Here is a 19,698-nt window from a genome sequence, read left to right as displayed (position 1 = left end):
CCCTCTTAAACTTACGCATCCGGCCGCCCTGGCAAAAATGCCCCCGCAAGCTCGAAGCCGGATTCATAATCCCCCGCGGACCGCAAGCATGCCCGCCGGCAGCTTGTCCGCTACGTCCGCGAACATCCTATTGGTTGAGCGATACGAATGAAATGGCCGTGATTAAGACTTTCTTAATCATCGTTAACAGCTTTGTTCCTTAAGGCCCTAAGGATACACAGTTTTTTGGAACCGAATCCAGGATCAGGGCAGATTGTCGGCGGAAACAAGGCAAAGTTGCGGCGCATTCCGGGAACGTTCCGTTAACTGCTGTCGTGATTGGCTGACCAAAATGCCCTCCGGGAATCACGCGGCGGGGCGATCCGGACCTTGCCATGCCGCTTCATCTCGAACGGGTAGAATGGATGCCATCGCCACCGCTGGCTCCCGGCGACGAGCCGATTGATTTCGAACATCTCGACCGCATGACGTTCAGCGATGCTGGCCTCGAGCGGGAGGTATTGACGATGTTCTCGGCCCAATCGGCAAGACTGCTGCACAGGCTCGCCGCCATGCCTGCGGATGCCGGCGCGCTGGCGCACACGCTCAAGGGCTCGGCCCGTGCGATCGGCGCTTTTGCGGTCGCCGACGCCGCAGCCCGGCTGGAGGCGGCAGTCGCTGGTGGCTCCGACGTATCAGCGCCGCTCGCCGAATTGGGCGGGGCGGTTGAGCAGGCGCGTGCAGCGATCGAAGCGGTTCTGCATCGTTCCTGAACGGAAAGCGGTCCGGATCGGCCAAAATCCCGGTAAAATGCTGCCTCAGGTTTTCGTCTCGACCGCTGGCGCTGTGCGGATCGACCCGTTATAGGACTGCCGGGACTTCTATTCCGGCAGCACGAGCGATCATGGCCAAAATCCACTTTGTCGACCACACGGGCGAAAAACGAACCATTGAAGTCGAGAACGGCGCGACCGTGATGGAAGCCGCGATCCGCAACGCCATTCCAGGCATCGAAGCCGAATGCGGCGGAGCCTGCGCCTGCGCAACCTGTCATGTCTATGTCGACGAAGCCTGGCGCGAGAAGGTCGGTGCACCGACTCCGATGGAAGAAGACATGCTGGATTTCGGCTTCGACGTGCGGCCGAACTCGCGCCTGTCGTGTCAGATCAAGGTGAGCGACGACCTCGACGGCCTCGTGGTGTCGACACCGGAACGGCAGGCCTGAGCTCCGGAAGACGTTCAGTGCGATTCGGCGTTTGCGGTCTCCGCGAGATCGTGGTCGACCGCATATAGCGTGCAATCGGGCGCGTACTCCGCGCAGGCCAACCTCGCCGCGCGCTTCATGCCGGCTTTGCTCCGCGACGGATCCAGCGCTGAAAATTCGCCAGGATCTCTGGTGTCAGCGGCGTCGGCTTGCGCGTGGCTTCGTCGAGCAGCACCGACACCGATTGCGCCGACGCAACGCATTTGCCTTCGGAGAACACTACCTGATCGAAGGTGACGGAAGTTCTGCCGAACTTGACGACGCCCAGTCCCATTTCGATCGCGCCTGGCCAGCGCAATTCGGCGCGGAAATGGATGTCGAGCCGGACCATGATCCAGCCAAAGCCGTCCGGCATCAAACCATAGCTGGGGTCCTTCATCAGCGTGACGCGGCCGGTTTCGAAATAGGTCGCGTAGACCGCGTTATTAACGTGCTGGTTGGGATCTAGGTCGGCAAATCTCACATTGTCCGACAAGCGATAAGGATAATCCTCCAGACGCGGGGTTGCGTCGGGACGCAAGTGGGCATTCACGGGGCCATCTCCGAAAATCTCGTTCCCTTACAGCCCACTTGTCGAATGACGGCAAGGGGTTGCGGCCGTCGCAAACGCCATATTATGGCTTTCCTGTTAGCCCTGGGTTGGTTAGACAGATGCGGCCTTCCCGCCAGGTTCAACCGAAAGAAGCTGACATGAGCGAAGCGATCAAAACCGATGTGCTGATCATTGGCGCAGGTCCGTGCGGCCTGTTCGCGGTCTTCGAATTGGGCCTGTTGGACATGAAGGCGCATCTGGTCGACATCCTCGACAAGATCGGCGGCCAGTGTGCCGAACTCTACCCGGAGAAACCGATCTACGACATTCCCGGCATTCCCTTCGTCACCGGGCAGGGCCTCACCGACGCGCTCTTGGAGCAGATTAAACCGTTCGGCGCGACCTTCCATCTCAACGAGATGGTGGAGACGATCGAGAAGATCGGCGATCCGGTATTCCGCGTGACCACCGATGCCGGCAAGGTGTTCGAGTGCAAGGTGGTGGTGATTTCCGCGGGCGGCGGTTCGTTCCAGCCGAAGCGTCCTCCGGTGCCGGGCATCGAGGCCTATGAAGGCACCTCGGTGTTCTATGCCGTGCGCAAGATGGAGCAGTTCCGCGACAAGAGCATCCTGATCGTCGGCGGCGGCGATTCCGCGCTCGACTGGACGCTCAATTTGCATCCGATCGCCAAGCGCGTGACGCTGCTGCACCGGCGCGACGATTTCCGCGCCGCGCCGCACAGCGTCGAGCAGATGCGTGCGCTGGTCGCGAACGGCAAGATGGATCTGAAGATCGGTCAGGTGACGTCGCTCGAAGGCGAGGGCGGCAAGCTGTCCGCGGCGATGATGAAGGGCAACGACAACGCGGTCTCCAAGATCGAGTGCGATACGATGCTGCCGTTCTTCGGGCTGACGATGAAGCTCGGTCCGGTTGCGAACTGGGGCGTCGCGCTCGAGAACAATCTGGTGCCGGTCGACACCGCGGCGTTCGAAACCAATGTTCCCGGCATCTTCGCGATCGGCGACATCAACACCTATCCCGGCAAGCTCAAGTTGATCCTGTCCGGATTCCATGAGGGCGCGCTGATGGCGCAGAAGGCGCACCGCTACGTCTATCCGGACAAGCGGCTGGTGTTCCAGTACACCACCTCTTCGTCGAGCCTGCAGAAGAAGCTCGGGGTCAGCTGATTCCCAAAAATGACAGTTGGGCTCGCGGAGCTTTGTCAAGGCGCGCGGCGATCGTCGCTGGAACCGTCCGCGAAATGGCCTTAGTCTGGGGCCATTCCATGTTTGGGGCCATTCCATTAGCGAATTGATCAGGTGATGACGTGCGCAAGCTGACCGTGTTTCAACTGATACTCCCGCTTCTGATCGGGCTCGCTTTCGCCGGTGAACTCGCCGCGCAGCCGGCGGAACCTTCAGCAGCCGGGCTGTGGGAGAAGGTCGAGAAGGGCAAGCCGGTCGGCTGGTTTCTCGTCGTTGATCGCAACGGCGCCTTCGAGGGCGTGTTCGCCAAGCTCTTTTCCGAACCCGGCGATGCTCCCAATCCGACTTGTTCGAAATGCACTGACGATCGAAAGGATGCGCCGTGGCTCGGGCTCTCCTTCATCCGCGACATGAAGCGCGATGGATTGAAGTACGAGAACGGCAACGTGCTCGACCCGCGCGATGGCAAGATCTACAAGGCGAAGATGACGCTCAGTCCCGATGGGCAGACGCTGACGATGCGCGGCTATCTCGGCATCTCGCTGCTAGGCAGGGATGAGGTCTGGACGCGCCTGCCGGATACGGCGCTGGCGCAGGTCGATCCCGCGATCATCGCAAAATATCTGCCGGCGCAGGCCGCTGCGATGAAGCAGCCCACCGGTGCGGCAAAGACCCCCGCAGCGCCCAAGAAGACCACTGCGCCAGCACCGGCTCCTGCACGCTAATTCAATCCGGTTCTGCCTGGTGGACGCGGCACGTCCGGCAAAACCGGTATCGGCCGCATTGGTTGCGAGGTGACTTCAGGCACCGCCGCATCGAGCTGCAGCACGGCGGCGGCCGCCGGCACGGCGGCATCCGCCATCGCGGCGTGGCCCTCGGCGCTCGGATGCACCGCGCCGCCATAGACCGCGGACAAGACGCCCCAGGTCGCATCATGAATATCGGATGGCTGCTGCGACGCCGGCAGGCCCTGCGGGTAGGTCATCGCCGCGAAGTAGCTGTCGTTTGCGTCGCGGATCCAGCGCGCCCGCGGCAGATAGGCGCGGTACTCGCCGGCGCTGCGGCCGCACAGCATCGGCTGGTTGGCGGCCGTGACGAGATCGGGATCGAAGCTGTCGCCGGTCGCCGAGAAACATTGCCGGTCGAATTCGGGATCGTTTTCGGCGCGTGCGCAGAAGCCGTGATTGGCAAAACTGGCTTGATGGCTGTCGACGAAGGTCATGCGGTCGGCGCGCGGATTGCGGCAGAGGATGCCGCCCTCGCAGAGCGCCAGCGCTCGCAACTGCGGCAGGAATTCGCTTTCGACGAAGTTCGACACGGCCGCCAGCCGCTGCGGCTGGGCATTGAACGAGGGATGAATGTCGAAGCCGGCGCGTCCGCCGGGGCAGGGCGCGCCGCCATTCGACAGCGTCGGATTGGCGTAGGCGGTGTAGACCACTCGCGACAGGTCGCCGCCGAGAAGCGGCTTCAGCGCCTCGCGCAGCTTGGCAAAACCCTGCGGCAGGTCCCGCGTCATCGCACTCCGTGCGTCGTCCACCGAGGCCATCACGCCGCTGCGCCGAAACAGCGCGCGTTCGGTCGCCGTGTCGACGATGACGTCAGCGACAAGGCCGGAAAAGTAGATGTCGTTGGCGCCGATCGACAGCAGCACCAGGTCGAGCTGGCGGTCCGACTGGCGGCGTTTCGCGGCGGCGACGGCTTCACGCAATTCGGCCAGTTGCCCGTTGACGGTGCCCTGGCACGCACCGCCCGATTTCGACGGCAAGCAGTCGCGGGCGCGCTGCGAGCCGAACAGCCCGTCGGCAATCGTGGCGCCGGTGCAGGCCAGCGGCAGATAGGTCACAGCGATGTGCGGATATCGTATAGCAAGGGCCAGTGCGGTCCGGGTCTGATAGCTGTAGAGCGAACGGTGGCAGGCAGGGTTGAACCAGAGCGCGCTCTGCCGCTGCCATACGGCGAGGGAATCGGGCGCCTCGCAGGCCCGTCCGCCTTTATACCCCGCGCGGCTCGGCCGGTAATATTGCGAGGCCGCTGTTCCGAGATAGGAGCGGAAGCAAAAACCTTCATCAGCTAGCGCAACGGGACGGTCCGGATTTCCCTCGCCGGAAGCGATGCTGTCGCCGAGACCCGCTATGAAGATGTCGCGTACCGCGATCTCGGTGAAAGCGCGCTGACTGCCTTCCGAGCTGGATATGTCGGCGGTCACGACTGTGGTGCGGCCATAGCGGACGCGGAGATTGACCGGTTCGGCGCAGTCGAAAGTGGAAGTTTGCGGGCCGTCGCCGTCGTCGACCGTCCAGGCGCAGGTCGCGCCGACCGGCACCGGGCCCGTCAGGCGGATCACGACCGGATGATCGATCGGCGTCAGATAGCTTTCTTTGGTGTTGTCGCGCGTGCAGGGCTCGCTGACGCGGCCCGCAAGATCGATACAGAGTCGGTTCACGGTGTTGCGCGCCCAGCCGCGGCCGTCGCTCTGGATCGCCAGCACCTGCTCCGAAGCCAGCACGCTGCGGCCGCGTCCGCTTTCGGCATGCAGCAGGAAATCCCGCTCCTCGCGGAACAGGCGGAAGCGGTTGCGCACCTCCCAGGAAATCTGCAGCGGCCCGTAGCCGCCGGCGGTCTGGGCTTCCGCCGCGGACGTGATTATTCCAATCAGCACGCCGGCAAGCAGCGCGGCCGACATCATCGAACGTAGGAGAATTCCAGCCATGGCGTCGTTTGACGTTAGTGGTAAGGCAGAAATAAGAGAATGAGGCAGCTCTGGCCCAAAACACCAGACGGCGCAGATAACGACGCCGTTACCGGCTCAGGGTTGTCGGCCCTTGATCGGTTGCCGCACCCTGGCCTTGGCCGTACACGCTTCGCTGAGCCGGCGCCGTTCCTGCCAGGGCTGCACCACGCTGAGCCAGACTTCGCGCGTTCCCATGATCGAAATCGAGATGCCGAAGGGGATCAGGAAGTAGAGGATCCGGAACACTACCAGCGTCGCCAGCAATTCTTCCCTGCCGAACTGCGGCAGCGCCACCAGCATCGCCGCATCGAACACGCCGATGCTGCCCGGCGCATGGCTGGCAAAGCCGAGCAGCGTCGCCAGGATGAATACCACCGCCAGCGAAGCGAAATCGATGTGCGGCGCCATCGGCATCAGCAAGTACATCGCTAGCGCGCAGAAGCCGAGATCGACGACGCCGATGAGGACCTGCAGCAGCGTCAGCCGGGCGGAGGGCAACACGACCTTCCAGCCGTTCTGGCCGAGTTCGCGCCGGCCCTCGCCCATCAATAGCCAGACGAAATAGGCGGCGATGCCGGCAAGGCAGCCGATCGCGATCAAGCGGTTCATGGCCGGCGGCAACAGGTCCATCGCCGACGCCGCCTCGGGATGCCAGGCCATGCCCAGGCCGAGCACGAACAGATTGCCGAGCCAGAAGGTGAGGCCCGAGAGGAAGCAGATTTTTGCGACATCGATTGCCGTCAGACCGTAGTCGGAATAGATTCGGAACCTGATCGCGCCGCCGGTAAACACGGTGGCGCCGATATTGTGGCCGATGGTGTAGCTCGTGAAGCTCGACAGCGCGGCGATGCGATAGGGCACGTGCGTCTTGCCAATGGTTCGCAGGGCAAAGAAATCATAGAAGGTCAGCGTGCAAAACGCTCCCACCACGCACAGCGCAGCCAGCGCGATGCGATGCGGTGCGATTTCGGTCAACGCAGTCAGAATGACCCCGGTGTCGACGCCCTTGAGGGTGCGCACCAGATGGGTGATCGCAAGAGCTATGATGAGAAGACTCGCGACAATTCCCAGCCGTTTCCAGCCGATCTTCTCCTTGAAGCCACGCCTGAGCGCGGTCAGCAGCCGATGCATTCATCCTCCCGGCGGGGCGGCAATACGTAAAAATGGGGCCTGCCACGACGGGTGACAGTCGACGGTCAGAGGCACCGTGCGCGAAACCCATAAGCCAAAACCAGGCCGTTGTGCAGCCCTTGACAAGCATGCCTTTTGGCGTCGTTCGCCGCCTTTGTCATACGCCATACATATGTCGTGGCGTTAACGAATTTGAGTCGCAACGAGGTCCGTTCCGCGGGCGCTTTTTGCCGCGCCGTTCCGTCCGTTCCATCGCGGCGTTTTCGCGGCTTTCAGGAACGTCCTTTTCGCAAGCAAGTTAGCCTCCAACAGCACCGAACATAAGCGCGTCCGGCCAGCACGGGGCATGCGCCGTGCGTGTTCCCGAATGAAGGAGAACCGCAATGGGACTGTTCACCACAGACATCAAGACGATGAACGACCTGTTCATCCATCAATTGCAGGATATCTACTATGCCGAGAAGCAGCTCGTGAAAGCGCTGCCAAAAATGGCCGAAAAGGCCACCGACCAGCAGCTCAAGCAGGGTTTCCTGAGCCATCTCGACGAAACCAAGACGCATATCCAGCGCCTCGAAGATGTATTCCGGATGCACGGCGCCGAGGTGAAGGGTCGATTGCCCGGCGATCGACGGGATCATCGAGGAAGCCGACGATGTCGCGGGCGAAATCGCTGATAAGTCCGTGCTGGACGCGGCCCTGATCAACGCCGCCCAGGCTGCCGAGCACTATGAAATCACCCGTTACGGCAGCCTAGTCGCGTGGGCGCGGCAGCTCGGCCGCAACGATTGCGCCAGCATCCTGCAGAAGACGCTCGACGAGGAAAAGACGGTCGACAAGAAGCTGACCTCGCTGGCGGAAGGCATGGTCAATCTGCGAGCCGCAAGCTGATTCATCGCACCATTGAGGCAAAACGCCGCGCCGGCACGTAGCTCGCGCGGCGTTTCCGTCGGCATGCCTGGCATGCCAAAAAGCGTTTGTTCACCATCCGCGCAACTGCGTCGCGGCGGTTACGCCAAATATACCAATAGGGGTGCTGTTACAGGCCTTCGGGGGTCTGTATGTACCGCGTCCTAACTTGCCTCACTTCCGAGCATGACTGGCGTCTGGTCGTGCTTGCCGGTGCCATTTGCTGGCTCGCCAGCGCAGTCACCATCAGTCTGTTTCATCGTGCCAGGGCCTCGCGCGGCCGTACGCGCGCGATCTGGATCGGCCTCGACTCAGCGGTCGGCGGCTGCGGAATCTGGGCCACCCATTTCGTCGCGATGCTGGCCTACGATCCTGGCGCCGGAGCCGGATACAGCATTCCCGTTACGCTGTTGTCGCTGGTCTTCGCGGTAGGCATCGTCGCCGTCGGTCTGTGCATTGCGCTGTCGAGCGCACGTTGGCCGGTGGTTGCGATCGGTGGCGCAGTGATCGGCGCGGGCGTCGCAGCGATGCATTATACCGGCATGGCCGCACTCGAGCTTCCGGCCTTCATTGTGTGGTCGCCAGGCATCGTTGTGGCCTCGATCGTGCTTGGCAGCGTGTTTGCCGCCATGGCGCTTCTTGTTGCCGTGCGTCGTGACGATCCCGTCTATACCATGGGCGCCACGGGGCTGCTGACGATTGCCATCGTTTCGCATCATTTCACGGCGATGGGCGCCGTCACGCTGATTCCCGACCCGACGCTCGGGACCGACGGGCTGTCGATTTCACCGACCGCGCTTTCCTTCCTCACAGCGGTGGCGGCGTTCGCCATCCTCGGGCTGTCGCTGCTGGCGGCCATGATCGATCGCCGCGCCAAGGGTGAGCTGCATCAACAGAAAGTCCTGCTCGATAGCGCGCTCGACAACATGTCGCAGGGACTTTGCATGTTCGATGCGGACGGCCGCATCCTGCTATTCAACCAACGCTACGTCGAGTTGATGGACCGGTCCGGCATGCCGCTGCAAGGCCGGTTGCTGATCGACGTTCTGCGCGAACTGAAATCGGTCGGCGAGTGGGACGGCGATCCCGATGAATTCTTCGCTGCGGTGGTAGCGGATGCCAAGGCCGGCAAAACCGTGACCAAGTCAATCGGCCGCAACGGACGTTCGCTCCGCGTCGTCGACCAGCCGATGAAGGGCGGCGGATGGGTCGCGACCTTCGAGGACATCACCGAATGGCAGGCTGCCCAGGAACAGATTTCCCACATGGCGCGCCATGACGCGCTGACCAATCTGCCGAATCGGAGGTTGTTCCGCGAGCAACTCGAAAAGGCGTTGCGGCTCGCCAAACGCAGCGATCAGCTTGCGGTGCTCTGTCTCGATCTCGACCACTTCAAGGACATCAACGATTCGCTCGGCCATCCGGTCGGCGATGCGCTCTTGAAAGAAGTCGCCCGCCGTCTCGGCGAATGCATCACCGAGAATGACACGGTGGCGAGGCTGGGTGGAGACGAATTCGCGATCGTGCAGTTCTGCAACGATTGCGACCCGTCCGCCGTTTCCTTGCTCGCCAGCCACGTGGTCGAGAAGGTTTCCGCGCCGTACGAGATTGCCGGCCACCACCTCGTCATCGGGGCCAGCATCGGCATTTCGCTGGCGCCGGAGGACGGCAAGAACCCCGACGAGCTCCTCAAGAAGGCCGACCTCGCGCTCTACCGCGCCAAGGAGGACGGCCGCGGCACCTACCGCTTCTTCGAGACCGGGATGGACGCCCGCGCGCAGGCCCGGCGGCTCCTGGAGCTCGACTTGCGCGCCGCGCTGCAGCGTGGAGAATTCGAAGTCTATTACCAGCCGATCCGCGACGTCGCCAAAGACGTAGTCGTCGGTTTCGAAGCGCTGGTGCGGTGGAGTCATTCACTACGCGGCATGATCTCTCCGGCCAACTTCATTCCGCTCGCGGAGGAAACCGGCCTGATCGTGCCGATCGGCGACTGGGTGTTGCGCCGAGCCTGCGTCGACGCGGCCCAGTGGTCGCAGGATGTCGGCGTCGCCGTCAATCTCTCGCCGGTGCAGTTCAAGAATCCCAATCTGGTATCGACGGTGATGGAGGCGCTGAAAGCCTCGGGTCTTCCGGCGCACCGGCTCGAGCTCGAAATCACGGAATCGGTGCTGCTGCAGAGCAGCGAGGCGACGCTTTCGGTTCTGCACGAGCTTCGCGCTTTTGGCGTCCGGATTTCGCTCGACGACTTCGGAACCGGATATTCGTCCCTAAGTTACCTGCGCAGCTTCCCGTTCGACAAGATCAAGATCGATCGCTCGTTCATCACCGAACTGGCGACGCGCGATGATTCGATGGCGATCGTCCGCGCCGTGACCGGCCTCGGCAAGAGCCTGGGTATCATCACCACGGCTGAAGGCGTCGAGACCGACGCGCAGTTCGAGCTATTGCGCCAGGAGGGCTGCACGCAGGCGCAAGGCTATCTGTTCAGCCCGCCGCGTCCCGCTGCCGAGGTGGAAACGATGCTATCGAAGCCACGGGCGCGGGTCGTCGCTTAGCTTCTCGAGTCTTGGTTCTTTAAGCCTCGCGCAACGCGAAATGCGCGCCGCAGAATGCCATCACGGCGCCGAGGCATAAGGCTGCAAGGCCGGCGAGCACGCCCGACACGGTCGAGACCGGGCTCGGCGCCGAGGCGGCTTGTCCGGCGCCGGCAAGGATCAGTACGCCGACTGCGATCAGGAACTGTCGCATCCGCTGCGGAATTTGGCCCGAGGCCGCGCTGTGCATCAGGTCGGCGGTAAAATAGCCGCCCGAAAAGCCCACTGTCGCGATCAGCCACCACGCGATCGCCGCGCCCGCGGGCATGAATTCGCTTGTGTCGGTTCGCCACAGGCCGCCGAGATCGAGCCCGTAACCCGCGCCCAGCATGTGCACGGCCAGCGCCAGCAGCACTCCGGAAACAATCGCGCCGGCCAGGATCAGGCGACGCGGAAAATAAGTCGTATCGGCCATGGCCCGCTTGTAAGATAAAGCCAGCGCGCCGCGCAAGCAGGCCGCATTCAACCGACAACGGGATTTTTGAATTGTCCCCTTCACTAACGGAACAGGCCACGACAGCAGGGGAGGGCACGCCCGGAACCCGCTATGTTTACAAGGCATCGCTGGTCGGATCGGCGCATGAATTCGAACTCAGGGATGAAGGGCTGTCGTGGCAGGCGAGGGGAAAGGCCGGGATCTGGCCGTACGCCGATATCGTGGCTGTGCGTCTCTCCTACCGGCCAATGTCGATGCAGTCGCGCCGCTTTCGCGCAGATATCGAACACAAGAGCGGCCAGCGCATCACCGCTTTTTCGACAAGCTGGCACACCGTCGTGCTGATGACGCCGCAGGACCGCGATTACCGCGCCTTCATCGAGCAATTGCATGCGCGCCTGAAGGCCGCGCGCGGCACGGTCGCGTTGGTCGGCGGCATCGGGCCGATGACCTATGCCGGCGGCTGTCTGCTATTGGCGTTGGTCGCGATCGCGATCGCAGGATTGCTCGCGCGCGCAGTCGCTACCGGTGAATTCGCGGGCGCCTTGTTTCTGGTCGGGTTCGCCGCCCTGTTCGGATGGCAGATGGGCGGCTTCATCTGGCGCAACAAGCCGCGGCTCTACACGTTCGATGAACTGCCCGAGACATTGCTCCCGCCGCCGCCTCGCAATCCCGCGAAATGAGGCGAAATGAAATGTGACTTCGCCGGACGCCTGACGCACAGCATCATGATCGGACCGTTTTCGTTATTAGACGAACTGCCGTGACAGATCGAAACAGGCGATCGCCAACCGAGGCCGAGATTGCCGCGATCAACGCGCGGCATCTGATCGAGACGCCGTTACGGCCGGCCGATCTGCTGTTCGTATTCGGGACGCGCGAGGATGTCGAGGAGCGCGTCGATGAAGCCTGCAGGCTGTGGCGCGACGGATATTTTCGCTGGGCGACCGTGAGCGGCGGCGTGACGCCGGGATCGGATCTGTCGGAATGCGAGGTCATTGCGGGTGCCATGATCGCGCGGGGCGTTCCGGCCGACATCATTCTGAGAGAGGACCGCGCGATGAACACCGGCGAAAACGTCATCTTTTCGCTGCCGATCATCGATGCTGCGCTCGGCCTCGCCAACATCCGCAGCGTTATCTGCCTTGGCAATACGTGGACCGCGCGTCGCTATCCGATGACGCTGCACCGGCACTGGCCGGAAGTGGAGAAGATGCTGGTCATGGTCGACAGTTTCAAAACGCCGCGGGCGCTCTGGCACACCGACGCCGAATTCAGCCGCCGCATGCTCCACGAATGGGACAAGATCGAGCCGTACAAGGCGAGAGGCTTTATCGCAGAGTGGCCGGCAAGCCCGGCAGGCGACCGATAGTTCTACTCGGTCGTATCGACATCTTCTTTCGCCGTCAGCATTCCCGACAACGTGCGCAGCGCCAGATCGAGCTGTTCGGTGCTGGGGGCGCCGAGCGCCAGGCGGACCGCGTTGGGGGCGTGGCCTGGACTTACCGCGAAGGTGGTCGAAGGCGTCAACGCGATGTCGCGCCGGGCCGCGGCCGCGACGAATGTCTGCGAGCGCCAGTGCTGGGGCAAGGTCAGCCAGAGATGGTAGGATTTGACGTTGGCCTGAACATCGAATCCGGCGAGGTATTTGGCCGCCATCTGCTGGCGCCGTGCCGCATCGATTCGTTTCAGGCGTGACAGCTCGGCAACGGTGCCATCTGCCATCAGCCGCTGTCCGGCGGCAAACGCAAATCCCGAAGCCGTCCATCCGCCCGATCGAACCGCGGACATGACGCGTTCGCGCAGCCGCGGCGGCGAAACGATGAAGCCGAGGGCAAGGCCGGGCGCCACCTTCTTCGACAGGCTGTCGAGCGTGATGCAACTATCCGGCGCGAGCGCGGCCATCGGGGTTTCTTCGTCAAGAAAGCCGTAGACCGTATCCTCGATGACGGTGAGGCCGAGCTTCTCGACCACGCGCAGCAAATCGGCGCGGCGCGCCGCTGGCATGGTCATGCCGAGCGGGTTTTGAATCGTCGGCTGAACGTACAGCGCCGACAAATGCGCTTCGCGGTGAGCCTTCTGCACGGCGTCCGGGCGAACGCCGTTCTCATCCATCGCAAGCGGCACCAGCGTCACGCCAAGCCTGACGGCGATGTCCTTGATGAACGGATAAGTCAGCGCCTCGACGCCGCAGCGGCCGCCGCTCGGCACCACTGCCGCTAGCGCGGCGGCAATGCATTGCCGCCCGTTCGCCGTGAAGACGAGTTGATCGGGGGCGGGAGACCAGTCGTCGCGGGAGAGAAACTCGGCGGAAATGGTCCGCGCCGCCAGCGTGCCTGCCGTGGTCGAGTGCCGTAATGCGAGATCGAGCACTTCGGGCCGCTCCAGTCCGGCCAGGCTTCTCGCGATCATCGCCGATTGCGTCGGCAGTATCGGATAGTTCACTTCCAGATCGATACGCGCGCCGCGCGGCTCTGCCGGCATGGCGATACCGCGCCGCGTCTCGCCCGAAACGAACGTGCCGCGTCCGACTTCGCCGACCACCAGGCCGCGGCGCAAGAGCTCGGTGTAGACGCGGCTCGCGGTCGAGACTGCGATCTTGCGCTGATAGGCGAAGCTACGCTGCGGCGGCAGGCGATCGCCAGGCTTGAGCGCGCCATTGGCGATCTCAGCGGCGACGGTATCGGCAAGCTTCAAATACTCGAACTTCGACATTATTGCACCGAGAGCAATGTTTTCCTTGCACCGAGAAATGTATCGGATCATTTTGAACCCATCAAGCCCGTGATTGCACTGAGAGGGGTGCAAGCAATCAGAACCCAATAGGTGCAGGCGCTATCTGCAGCGTTTGCGCCAGCGGCAGTGCTTTGCCGCGCGAAAGCAAGGAGAAGAACGATGACGACGATATCCCAGACGGCAGGTCAATCTGCGTCCCGAGCCTTCGCTGGTGGCTTTTTCCGCCTGCTCGGTCACTGGGTGAACGCCGTCGTCACCTACTTTGCGCGCCGCCAAGCCATCAAAACGCTCAGCGAGTTGGACGATCGCGCGCTTCGCGACATCGGTGTCGAGCGCAGCCAGATAGCGTCGGCCGTGCGCGGCGTCATCGATCCGATGTACGGGCGAATGATGTGAGGCGTCGGAATTAATCGCTGGTAGATGAAACGGCCCGGTCGATCGATCGGGCCGATCTTTTCCGTCGCATGCCGCGCACGCCCGATCATTCAGCGTGACCAAAATGCCTCACTACCCGGAATAGAAAGGAAGCGGGTCATCATCTCCTAGGTTCGTAGGACGCGGATTTCGTGCGCGATCGGTACCGACGATCAGCGCGGAATCGAACGAATCTGGAGATGGAAATGACTTGGGCGGGAAAGCGGCGGGGTTGTGAAGTCCACAATTCCCCATCGGAAATTAGAACAGGACGAGATCAGGTTGGGCCATGACGGCAGACCATTTCGGGACCGGACGCAAGCGGCGTGAATGCTGCGGACCCGGTCCGTCCTACTTTGCATGGGGTTATTTTCGATATTTTGTGTCTGGGCCCTGCGGTGCAGGGCCGACGCGCATTTGCACGGCGTCCGGGATACGACATCGTTAGTGCTTTGCACTCCAACTAATGGCGGACCACCAGCACCGAGCACTTGGCATAGCGCACCACATGGCCGGCGTTGGAGCCGAGAAAATAGGTCCGCATCGCCGGCCGGTGCGAGGTCATCACGATCAGGTCGGCCTTGACCGTCGCCGCCTCTTCAAGGATCTCGTGATAAATGCCGCCTTTCCGCACGGCGGTGGAAATGCGCGGCGCGTCGATGCCGGATTCCTGCGCCACGATCGCGAGCGCTTCCTCCGAGGTCGCGCGCTGCTGGGCGTCGAAATCGGCCGGCACGTATTCGGCCAGCATCACCGGCGTCATCGGCAACACATTGAGCAATCGTACCGAGCCGCTCCAGGTTTGCGACAGCGTTGCGGCGGTCGCGATCGCGGGCTTGGCCAGATCGGTATCAGCCAGATCGATCGGCACGAGAATCGACTTGAACATCTGAGCCTCCCGCTGCAGCCCGTCGCGTTCTGATTTGTCAGAACCCGACTCCAGCCCTTTGTTTTGACGCGCTTTCTTTTACGCGAACTTGTCTTAATTCGCTCGAAAACTGCATCTTGGCGAGCTTAGCACGGGAGAGCCATGTCCGCGCGCCTCAATCGTCCAGCGCCTGCTTCAGCAATTTCGGGCTGGTGAAGCGCACGAGCTTGCCGCGGCGGAACGCCACCTCGCTCCAGTCCTCGGTGGCAAAGTCGAGGATCGCCAGTCCCGCGGTCGGCAGATTGTCCTCGAGCGCCTTCTTCGCCGCCGCGTCGCCGCTGCCGGCGAGCATCAGCGCCAGCTCATGCATGCCGGGATTGTGGCCGACCAGCATCAGGCGCGCGGGGTCGGTGACCTCGGCCATGCGGATGATCCGCAGTAGCTGCGTCGGCTCGGCGCCGTAGAGTTCATCGAGCAGTTCGACCTGCGGCTTCGGCGGCCGTTCCCGCACTGCATCCTTTATTGCATCGCGCGCGATTTCCCAGGTCTGCCGCGCCCGCACCGCAGTTGAAACCAGAACGGCGTCGGGAAAAGGCGGATGCCGGCCGATCCAGGTTCCGATAGCGACGGCATCCCGCCGGCCGCGCTCGTCGAGTCGGCGGTCGTGGTCATGGCCCGAAGGCGCGTCGTGTTCAGTCTTGGCGTGACGCAGCAGCATCAAACGGCGCATTGGCGCGATCTCGATTCGGTCTTAGTCTGGACTAATCTACAAGCTCATGTCTGGGACGAGGTGACAAGCGCTGCAGCCGGCCGTAAGAAACGCCATGCCCGAGACTTTCTCAAGTGCGACCAACGGCCCCGACGACGGCCCTTTTCGGTCGCGTCTTTCGTTCGACCTGGATGTCGACATTTGCGTGGTGGGAGCCGGACTTGCCGGTCTTACGGTAGCGCTGGAGGCCGCGCGACGCGGCGCCAGCGTGGCCGTGCTCGAAGGACGGCATGTCGGCTGGAACGCGTCCGGCCATCAACTCGGTACGGTCATGCCGGGCTACAGTCTTCCGATCGGCGACCTGATCGAGCGCGTGGGCATCGAAGACGCGCGCGAATTGTGGGCACTGTCGAAGGAGGGTGCCGATTACGTTCGCGCCGCCGCAACCGACGAGGCGATGCCGGGAATTGCGCTCACTGAAGGCGCGCTTGAGGTTTCCAACGTCGATGCCGGCGAGACGCTGATCAGCCGGCTGCAGACGCTGAGCGAGGATTTCGAGACCGAAGTCGAGGGATGGCAGGTCGATCGCGTTCGCGATCAGCTCGGGACGGCGCGCTATTTCCACGGCATCTACTATCCGCGCGCGTTCCAGATCGACGGCCGCAAATACATCCATGGCCTTGCCGCGCAGGGAAGGCGGGCGGGCGCGCGCATTTTCGAAGATACCCCGGTCGTCAGCATCGATCCGTCGGGCATTCGCAAGCGCATCGTGACGCCGTCGGCGCGGCTGCGCGCCTCTCATATCGTGCTGGCCGGCAACGTTCATCTCGGCGCCCCGTTACGCCGCCTGTCGGAGACGCTGCTGCCGGTCTGGCGCTATGCCGCCGTGACAGAGCCGCTCGGCGAACGGCTCGGCGAGGTGATCGCCTTCAGTGGCTCGGTGGCCGACAGCGACGGCATCGATCATTTCCGAATCGTCGACGGCGACCGGCTGATGTGGGCGAGTCCGGAAACCACCTGGGAGGCGCGGCCGCGCCGCTTTGCCCCCCTCATTCAGCGCCGTATTGCCACCATCTTCCCAAGCCTCGGCAAAGTCCCGATATCAGACGTGTTCGGCGGCGCGGTCGGGGTGACCGTGCACGGCATGCCGCAGATCGGGCAGTTGCGCAAAGGGCTGTGGGTTGCCAGCGGTTTCGGACGCCACGGGCTGAACACTTCGGCGATGGCCGGGCAGGTCATCGCGCGCAGCATCCTGTGGGGTGAGGACCGCTGGAAACTGTTCTCGCCATTCGAACTGGTATGGGCGGGCGGCACCACCGGCCGCGTAGCCGGCCATTTGATCGGCCTGTGGGGGCGGGGCCATTCCGCGGCGGCGGGCGCGCTGGCCCGTTACCGCGAAGGCGCCCGCGCTCGGGAACGGGTGCGCGAGGCGCGGTTGGCAGAGGCCAACCGGCAGGCGGGAACCAGGCCGCCGCGCCGTCCGCCGGTCGCGCCGCGCCCCGTGCGTCCACAGCCGCCACGGCCGGCAGAGGCGCGCGACGGCAGGATGCCGGACGTTCCCTCGCAGGAAAGTGAGAAGATCCGGGACGGATCGGTGTAACTTCGGCGCTTCCGGGCCGTACTCGATGGCGAACCGTTAGGCCCGCCTCGCACGGAGAATTCCATGTTCGACCGCCGTATCCTGCTCGCATCCGTAGCCGGCCTGTTTGGCCTGGCCGCTTTCCGCTGGCTGCGCACCACGCCGGCGCAGGCCGCCGGGAAATTCGAGGTGGAGAAGACCGACGCCGAATGGCGCGCCCAGCTCACGCCGCAGCAGTATGAAATCCTGCGCAAGCACGGCACCGAGCGGCCCGGCTCGAGCCCGCTCCTGAAAGAAAAACGCAAGGGCATCTATGCCTGCGCCGGATGCGACCTGCCGCTGTTCTCCTCTGATACCAAATACGATAGCGGCACCGGCTGGCCGAGCTTCTGGAAGCCGCTCGACAATGCCCTTGGCGAAACCAAGGACACGACGTTCGGGATGGCGCGCACGGAAGTCCACTGCCGCCGCTGCGGCGGGCATATGGGTCACGTCTTCGACGACGGACCGAAGCCGACCGGCTTGCGCTATTGCATCGACGGGTTTGGGCTGGTGTTTCACCCGGCCGGGCCACAGGCTTCGTAACGGCACCGCTCGGCAATTGTTGCCCCGCCCGGCAAATGTGCCCCGGTCTTTGGACCGGGGCTTTTTTGTTAAGGCTTTGATTTTTATTGGTTTTATAGTTTGGCACGACGCTTGCGACATGTTCTCCCGACGCGGCCTCGGTTTCCCAGGAACGGCGAGCCGCCCGGATCGAATTTGGAGAAAATGTCATGGGTATCTTCGGCGCTCTCACCACGTCCGTCGCGGGTCTGCGGGCGAATTCCTACGCCCTGGAAAACATTTCTGGCAACATCGCGAACTCGCAAACGACTGCATTCAAGCGGATCGATACCAGTTTCAAGGATATCATTCCCGACACCGGTAACACCGCGCAGCTGGCGGGCAGCGTCACTGCCGGCTCGCGCAGCACCAACACCATCGCAGGGTCGGTGCAGTCGGCGGCGGTATCGACTTACATGGCCATCAACGGCGACGGATTCTTTGCGGTGCAGAAGCCCGGCAGCTTCTCCGACAACAACCCGGTATTCGACGGTGTCGATCGCTACACGCGGCGCGGCGACTTCTCGCTCGACAAAAACGGCTATCTCGTCAACGGCGCCGGCTACTTTCTGCAGGGCGTGCCGATCGACCCGACCACGGGCAATCCGAGCGGCAGCGTGCCGGAGGTTCTGCGATTCCAGAATGACTTTCTACCGTCGCAGGCCACGACCAGGATCGACTATCGCGCCAACCTTGCGAGCTATCCGCTGACCGCCAACCACGAAAAATCGGTGCCGGGATCGGAGTTGCTGCGTCCGGCCGACTTCGCCAGCAATCCGAGAATTCTGGGAACGCCGATGGCTCCATTCACCGACAGCAGCAGGACCGGAACTTCGCAGAACAACAAGCTGACGATTCCGGCCGCGATAGGCCCGACGACAACGCTCTCCGGTGCCGCAAACACAAACTCGATCGCTTCGAATTTCGCGGCCGGCGATACCATCACCGTCAACGGCACCGTTGTGACCTTCGTCGCCGCGGGCGCCGTCGGCAACCAGCTCAATGTCACCGACACCATCGCCGACCTGCTGGCGAAGATCGACTCCATCACCGGCGCAGGCCCCCCGTCGTCGACCCCTTCATCATCGGTGGCGTCGGGCGCGCTCACGATCCATACGGGGGTATCGTTCGATCTGACGATGTCGAGCTCGAACGCCGCGGCGTTCGGCGCGCTCGGCTTCACCGGCACGGTGACGGCGCTCCGCGGCGGCGGCGGCACGGCAGGCACCGGCGTGGTGATCGGCAGCGACAACCAGACTTTCCTCGACGAGTCGATCAGCGGCGGCGCCGCGACCGCCTATGACGGCAACGGCGCCCCGGTCAGCATGCAGTTGCGCTGGGCGAAGATCGACTCAGCCAGCCTAGGCCTCGGCCACGTCGATACCTGGAATCTGTTTTATCAGGTTAACCCGAGTGCGACCGGCAGCGCGGTCGCCTGGCAGAACGTCGGCACCGATTTCACCTTTGGCCCGAACGGCCAGATGAATCCGGTGGTAGGCCAGATCACGCTCAACAACCTCACGGTCAGCGGCGTGACGCTCGGCAACGTCACCATGGCATTCGGAACGGGCGGCCTGACCCAGTTCGCAGACACCAACGGCAACGCCCAGGTCAACCAGCTGCAGCAGGACGGCTATGCGGCCGGCCAGCTCCAAAGCGTCTCCGTCAGCAACGACGGCCGCGTGGTCGGCAGCTACTCCAACGGTCGCAACATCGATCTCGCCGAAGTCAGCGTCGCGACCTTCAACGGCGCCGACTTCCTGAAGCGCATCGACGGCGGCGCGTTCGAAGTCACCAACGAATCCGGCGAGGCCCTGTTCGGCAAGGGCGGCAGCATTTCCGGCTCGTCGCTGGAATCGTCCAACACCGACATCGCCGACGAATTCACCAAGCTGATCGTCACGCAGCAGGCCTATTCGGCCAACACCAAGGTGATCACGACGGCGAACACGATGGTCCAGGACCTGCTGAACGTGATGCGGTAGTTCGCGCGTTATCCGGTGGTGGTTTT

General features: G+C 63.2%; 18 protein-coding genes and 1 pseudogene. 12 read left to right on the top strand and 7 right to left on the bottom strand.

Features of this window, described 5'->3' with window-relative positions:
- Positions 1-374: 374 nt before the first annotated feature.
- Both KJQ96_RS00525 and KJQ96_RS00520 read left to right on the top strand, forming a co-directional pair.
- Entirely contained in the window at positions 375-752 is a 378-nt protein-coding gene (locus tag KJQ96_RS00525; protein WP_213284766.1) for an Hpt domain-containing protein, read from the top strand.
- A gap of 131 nt (positions 753-883) precedes the next feature.
- Positions 884-1,204 carry a 2Fe-2S iron-sulfur cluster-binding protein gene (locus KJQ96_RS00520; protein ID WP_025588945.1) on the top strand — a complete coding sequence of 107 codons (321 nt, stop codon included), beginning with the start codon at positions 884-886 and terminating at the stop codon, positions 1,202-1,204.
- 115 nt (positions 1,205-1,319) lie between these two features.
- On the opposite strand, the gene KJQ96_RS00515 is transcribed toward KJQ96_RS00520, so the two are convergent.
- Positions 1,320-1,775 carry a thioesterase family protein gene (locus tag KJQ96_RS00515; protein ID WP_213284765.1) on the bottom strand — a complete coding sequence of 152 codons (456 nt, stop codon included), beginning with the start codon at positions 1,773-1,775 and terminating at the stop codon, positions 1,320-1,322.
- Between the two features lie 158 nt (positions 1,776-1,933).
- Here KJQ96_RS00515 and KJQ96_RS00510 point away from each other — a divergent pair, with 158 nt between their 5' ends.
- Together KJQ96_RS00510 and KJQ96_RS00505 are read left to right on the top strand one after the other, a co-directional pair.
- Entirely contained in the window at positions 1,934-2,962 is a 1,029-nt protein-coding gene (locus tag KJQ96_RS00510; RefSeq protein ID WP_213284764.1) for an NAD(P)/FAD-dependent oxidoreductase, read from the top strand.
- A gap of 140 nt (positions 2,963-3,102) precedes the next feature.
- Positions 3,103-3,705, top strand: a complete 603-nt coding sequence (locus KJQ96_RS00505; RefSeq protein WP_213284763.1) for a DUF2147 domain-containing protein — start codon at positions 3,103-3,105, stop codon at positions 3,703-3,705.
- On the opposite strand, the gene KJQ96_RS00500 is transcribed toward KJQ96_RS00505, so the two are convergent.
- Positions 3,702-5,690, bottom strand: coding sequence for a hypothetical protein (locus KJQ96_RS00500; RefSeq protein WP_213284762.1), 1,989 nt, complete (start codon positions 5,688-5,690; stop codon positions 3,702-3,704). The genes KJQ96_RS00505 and KJQ96_RS00500 overlap by 4 nt on opposite strands.
- A gap of 96 nt (positions 5,691-5,786) precedes the next feature.
- Entirely contained in the window at positions 5,787-6,842 is a 1,056-nt protein-coding gene (locus KJQ96_RS00495; RefSeq protein ID WP_213284761.1) for a YbhN family protein, read from the bottom strand.
- Positions 6,843-7,225: 383 nt separating this feature from the next.
- Here KJQ96_RS00495 and KJQ96_RS00490 point away from each other — a divergent pair.
- Both KJQ96_RS00490 and KJQ96_RS00485 read left to right on the top strand, forming a co-directional pair.
- A pseudogene (locus tag KJQ96_RS00490) lies at positions 7,226-7,730 on the top strand (ferritin-like domain-containing protein).
- A gap of 170 nt (positions 7,731-7,900) precedes the next feature.
- Positions 7,901-10,303 (top strand): EAL domain-containing protein, encoded by a 2,403-nt coding sequence (locus KJQ96_RS00485; protein ID WP_213284760.1) that lies wholly within the window; start codon positions 7,901-7,903, stop codon positions 10,301-10,303.
- A 19-nt stretch (positions 10,304-10,322) separates the two neighbouring features.
- Here KJQ96_RS00485 and KJQ96_RS00480 read toward each other — a convergent pair whose 3' ends face one another.
- Positions 10,323-10,757 (bottom strand): hypothetical protein, encoded by a 435-nt coding sequence (locus KJQ96_RS00480; RefSeq protein ID WP_213284759.1) that lies wholly within the window; start codon positions 10,755-10,757, stop codon positions 10,323-10,325.
- A gap of 71 nt (positions 10,758-10,828) precedes the next feature.
- Between KJQ96_RS00480 and KJQ96_RS00475 the strand changes: the two genes are divergently transcribed.
- Both KJQ96_RS00475 and KJQ96_RS00470 read left to right on the top strand, forming a co-directional pair.
- On the top strand, positions 10,829-11,461 hold the full coding sequence (locus tag KJQ96_RS00475) for a hypothetical protein (protein ID WP_213284758.1): 633 nt from the start codon (positions 10,829-10,831) through the stop codon (positions 11,459-11,461).
- An 80-nt stretch (positions 11,462-11,541) separates the two neighbouring features.
- Entirely contained in the window at positions 11,542-12,150 is a 609-nt protein-coding gene (locus KJQ96_RS00470) for a YdcF family protein (protein WP_213284757.1), read from the top strand.
- Positions 12,151-12,152: 2 nt separating this feature from the next.
- Here the strand turns inward: KJQ96_RS00470 and KJQ96_RS00465 are convergent, their stop codons facing one another.
- Complete coding sequence (locus KJQ96_RS00465) at positions 12,153-13,493, bottom strand: PLP-dependent aminotransferase family protein (RefSeq protein ID WP_213284756.1); 1,341 nt, start codon at positions 13,491-13,493, stop codon at positions 12,153-12,155.
- Between the two features lie 180 nt (positions 13,494-13,673).
- Between KJQ96_RS00465 and KJQ96_RS00460 the strand changes: the two genes are divergently transcribed.
- Positions 13,674-13,910 (top strand): DUF1127 domain-containing protein, encoded by a 237-nt coding sequence (locus KJQ96_RS00460; RefSeq protein WP_213284755.1) that lies wholly within the window; start codon positions 13,674-13,676, stop codon positions 13,908-13,910.
- A 481-nt stretch (positions 13,911-14,391) separates the two neighbouring features.
- Here the strand turns inward: KJQ96_RS00460 and KJQ96_RS00455 are convergent, their stop codons facing one another.
- Together KJQ96_RS00455 and KJQ96_RS00450 are read right to left on the bottom strand one after the other, a co-directional pair.
- Positions 14,392-14,817: a universal stress protein gene (locus tag KJQ96_RS00455; protein WP_213284754.1), complete on the bottom strand. Its 426-nt coding sequence runs from the start codon at positions 14,815-14,817 to the stop codon at positions 14,392-14,394.
- Positions 14,818-14,971: 154 nt separating this feature from the next.
- The gene (locus KJQ96_RS00450; RefSeq protein WP_213284753.1) at positions 14,972-15,526 is read right to left on the bottom strand and encodes a histidine phosphatase family protein; all 555 of its coding nucleotides are present in this window, start codon (positions 15,524-15,526) and stop codon (positions 14,972-14,974) included.
- Between the two features lie 94 nt (positions 15,527-15,620).
- Between KJQ96_RS00450 and KJQ96_RS00445 the strand changes: the two genes are divergently transcribed.
- The 3 genes from KJQ96_RS00445 to KJQ96_RS00435 all read left to right on the top strand — a co-directional run bounded on the left by KJQ96_RS00445 (position 15,621) and on the right by KJQ96_RS00435 (position 19,672).
- Entirely contained in the window at positions 15,621-17,105 is a 1,485-nt protein-coding gene (locus KJQ96_RS00445) for an FAD-binding oxidoreductase (protein ID WP_213284752.1), read from the top strand.
- A gap of 63 nt (positions 17,106-17,168) precedes the next feature.
- Positions 17,169-17,669, top strand: coding sequence for a peptide-methionine (R)-S-oxide reductase MsrB (gene msrB, locus KJQ96_RS00440; RefSeq protein WP_213284751.1), 501 nt, complete (start codon positions 17,169-17,171; stop codon positions 17,667-17,669).
- 188 nt (positions 17,670-17,857) lie between these two features.
- Positions 17,858-19,672: a flagellar hook-basal body complex protein gene (locus KJQ96_RS00435; RefSeq protein ID WP_213284750.1), complete on the top strand. Its 1,815-nt coding sequence runs from the start codon at positions 17,858-17,860 to the stop codon at positions 19,670-19,672.
- The last annotated feature ends 26 nt before the right edge of the window (positions 19,673-19,698 follow it).

Origin of the sequence: Bradyrhizobium sp. sGM-13 (assembly GCF_018398875.1) — a bacterium.
Taxonomy (GTDB): Bacteria; Pseudomonadota; Alphaproteobacteria; order Rhizobiales; family Xanthobacteraceae; genus Bradyrhizobium.
Note: the sequence above shows the minus strand (reverse complement) of the source record. Positions and strands in the feature narration are given on the sequence as shown.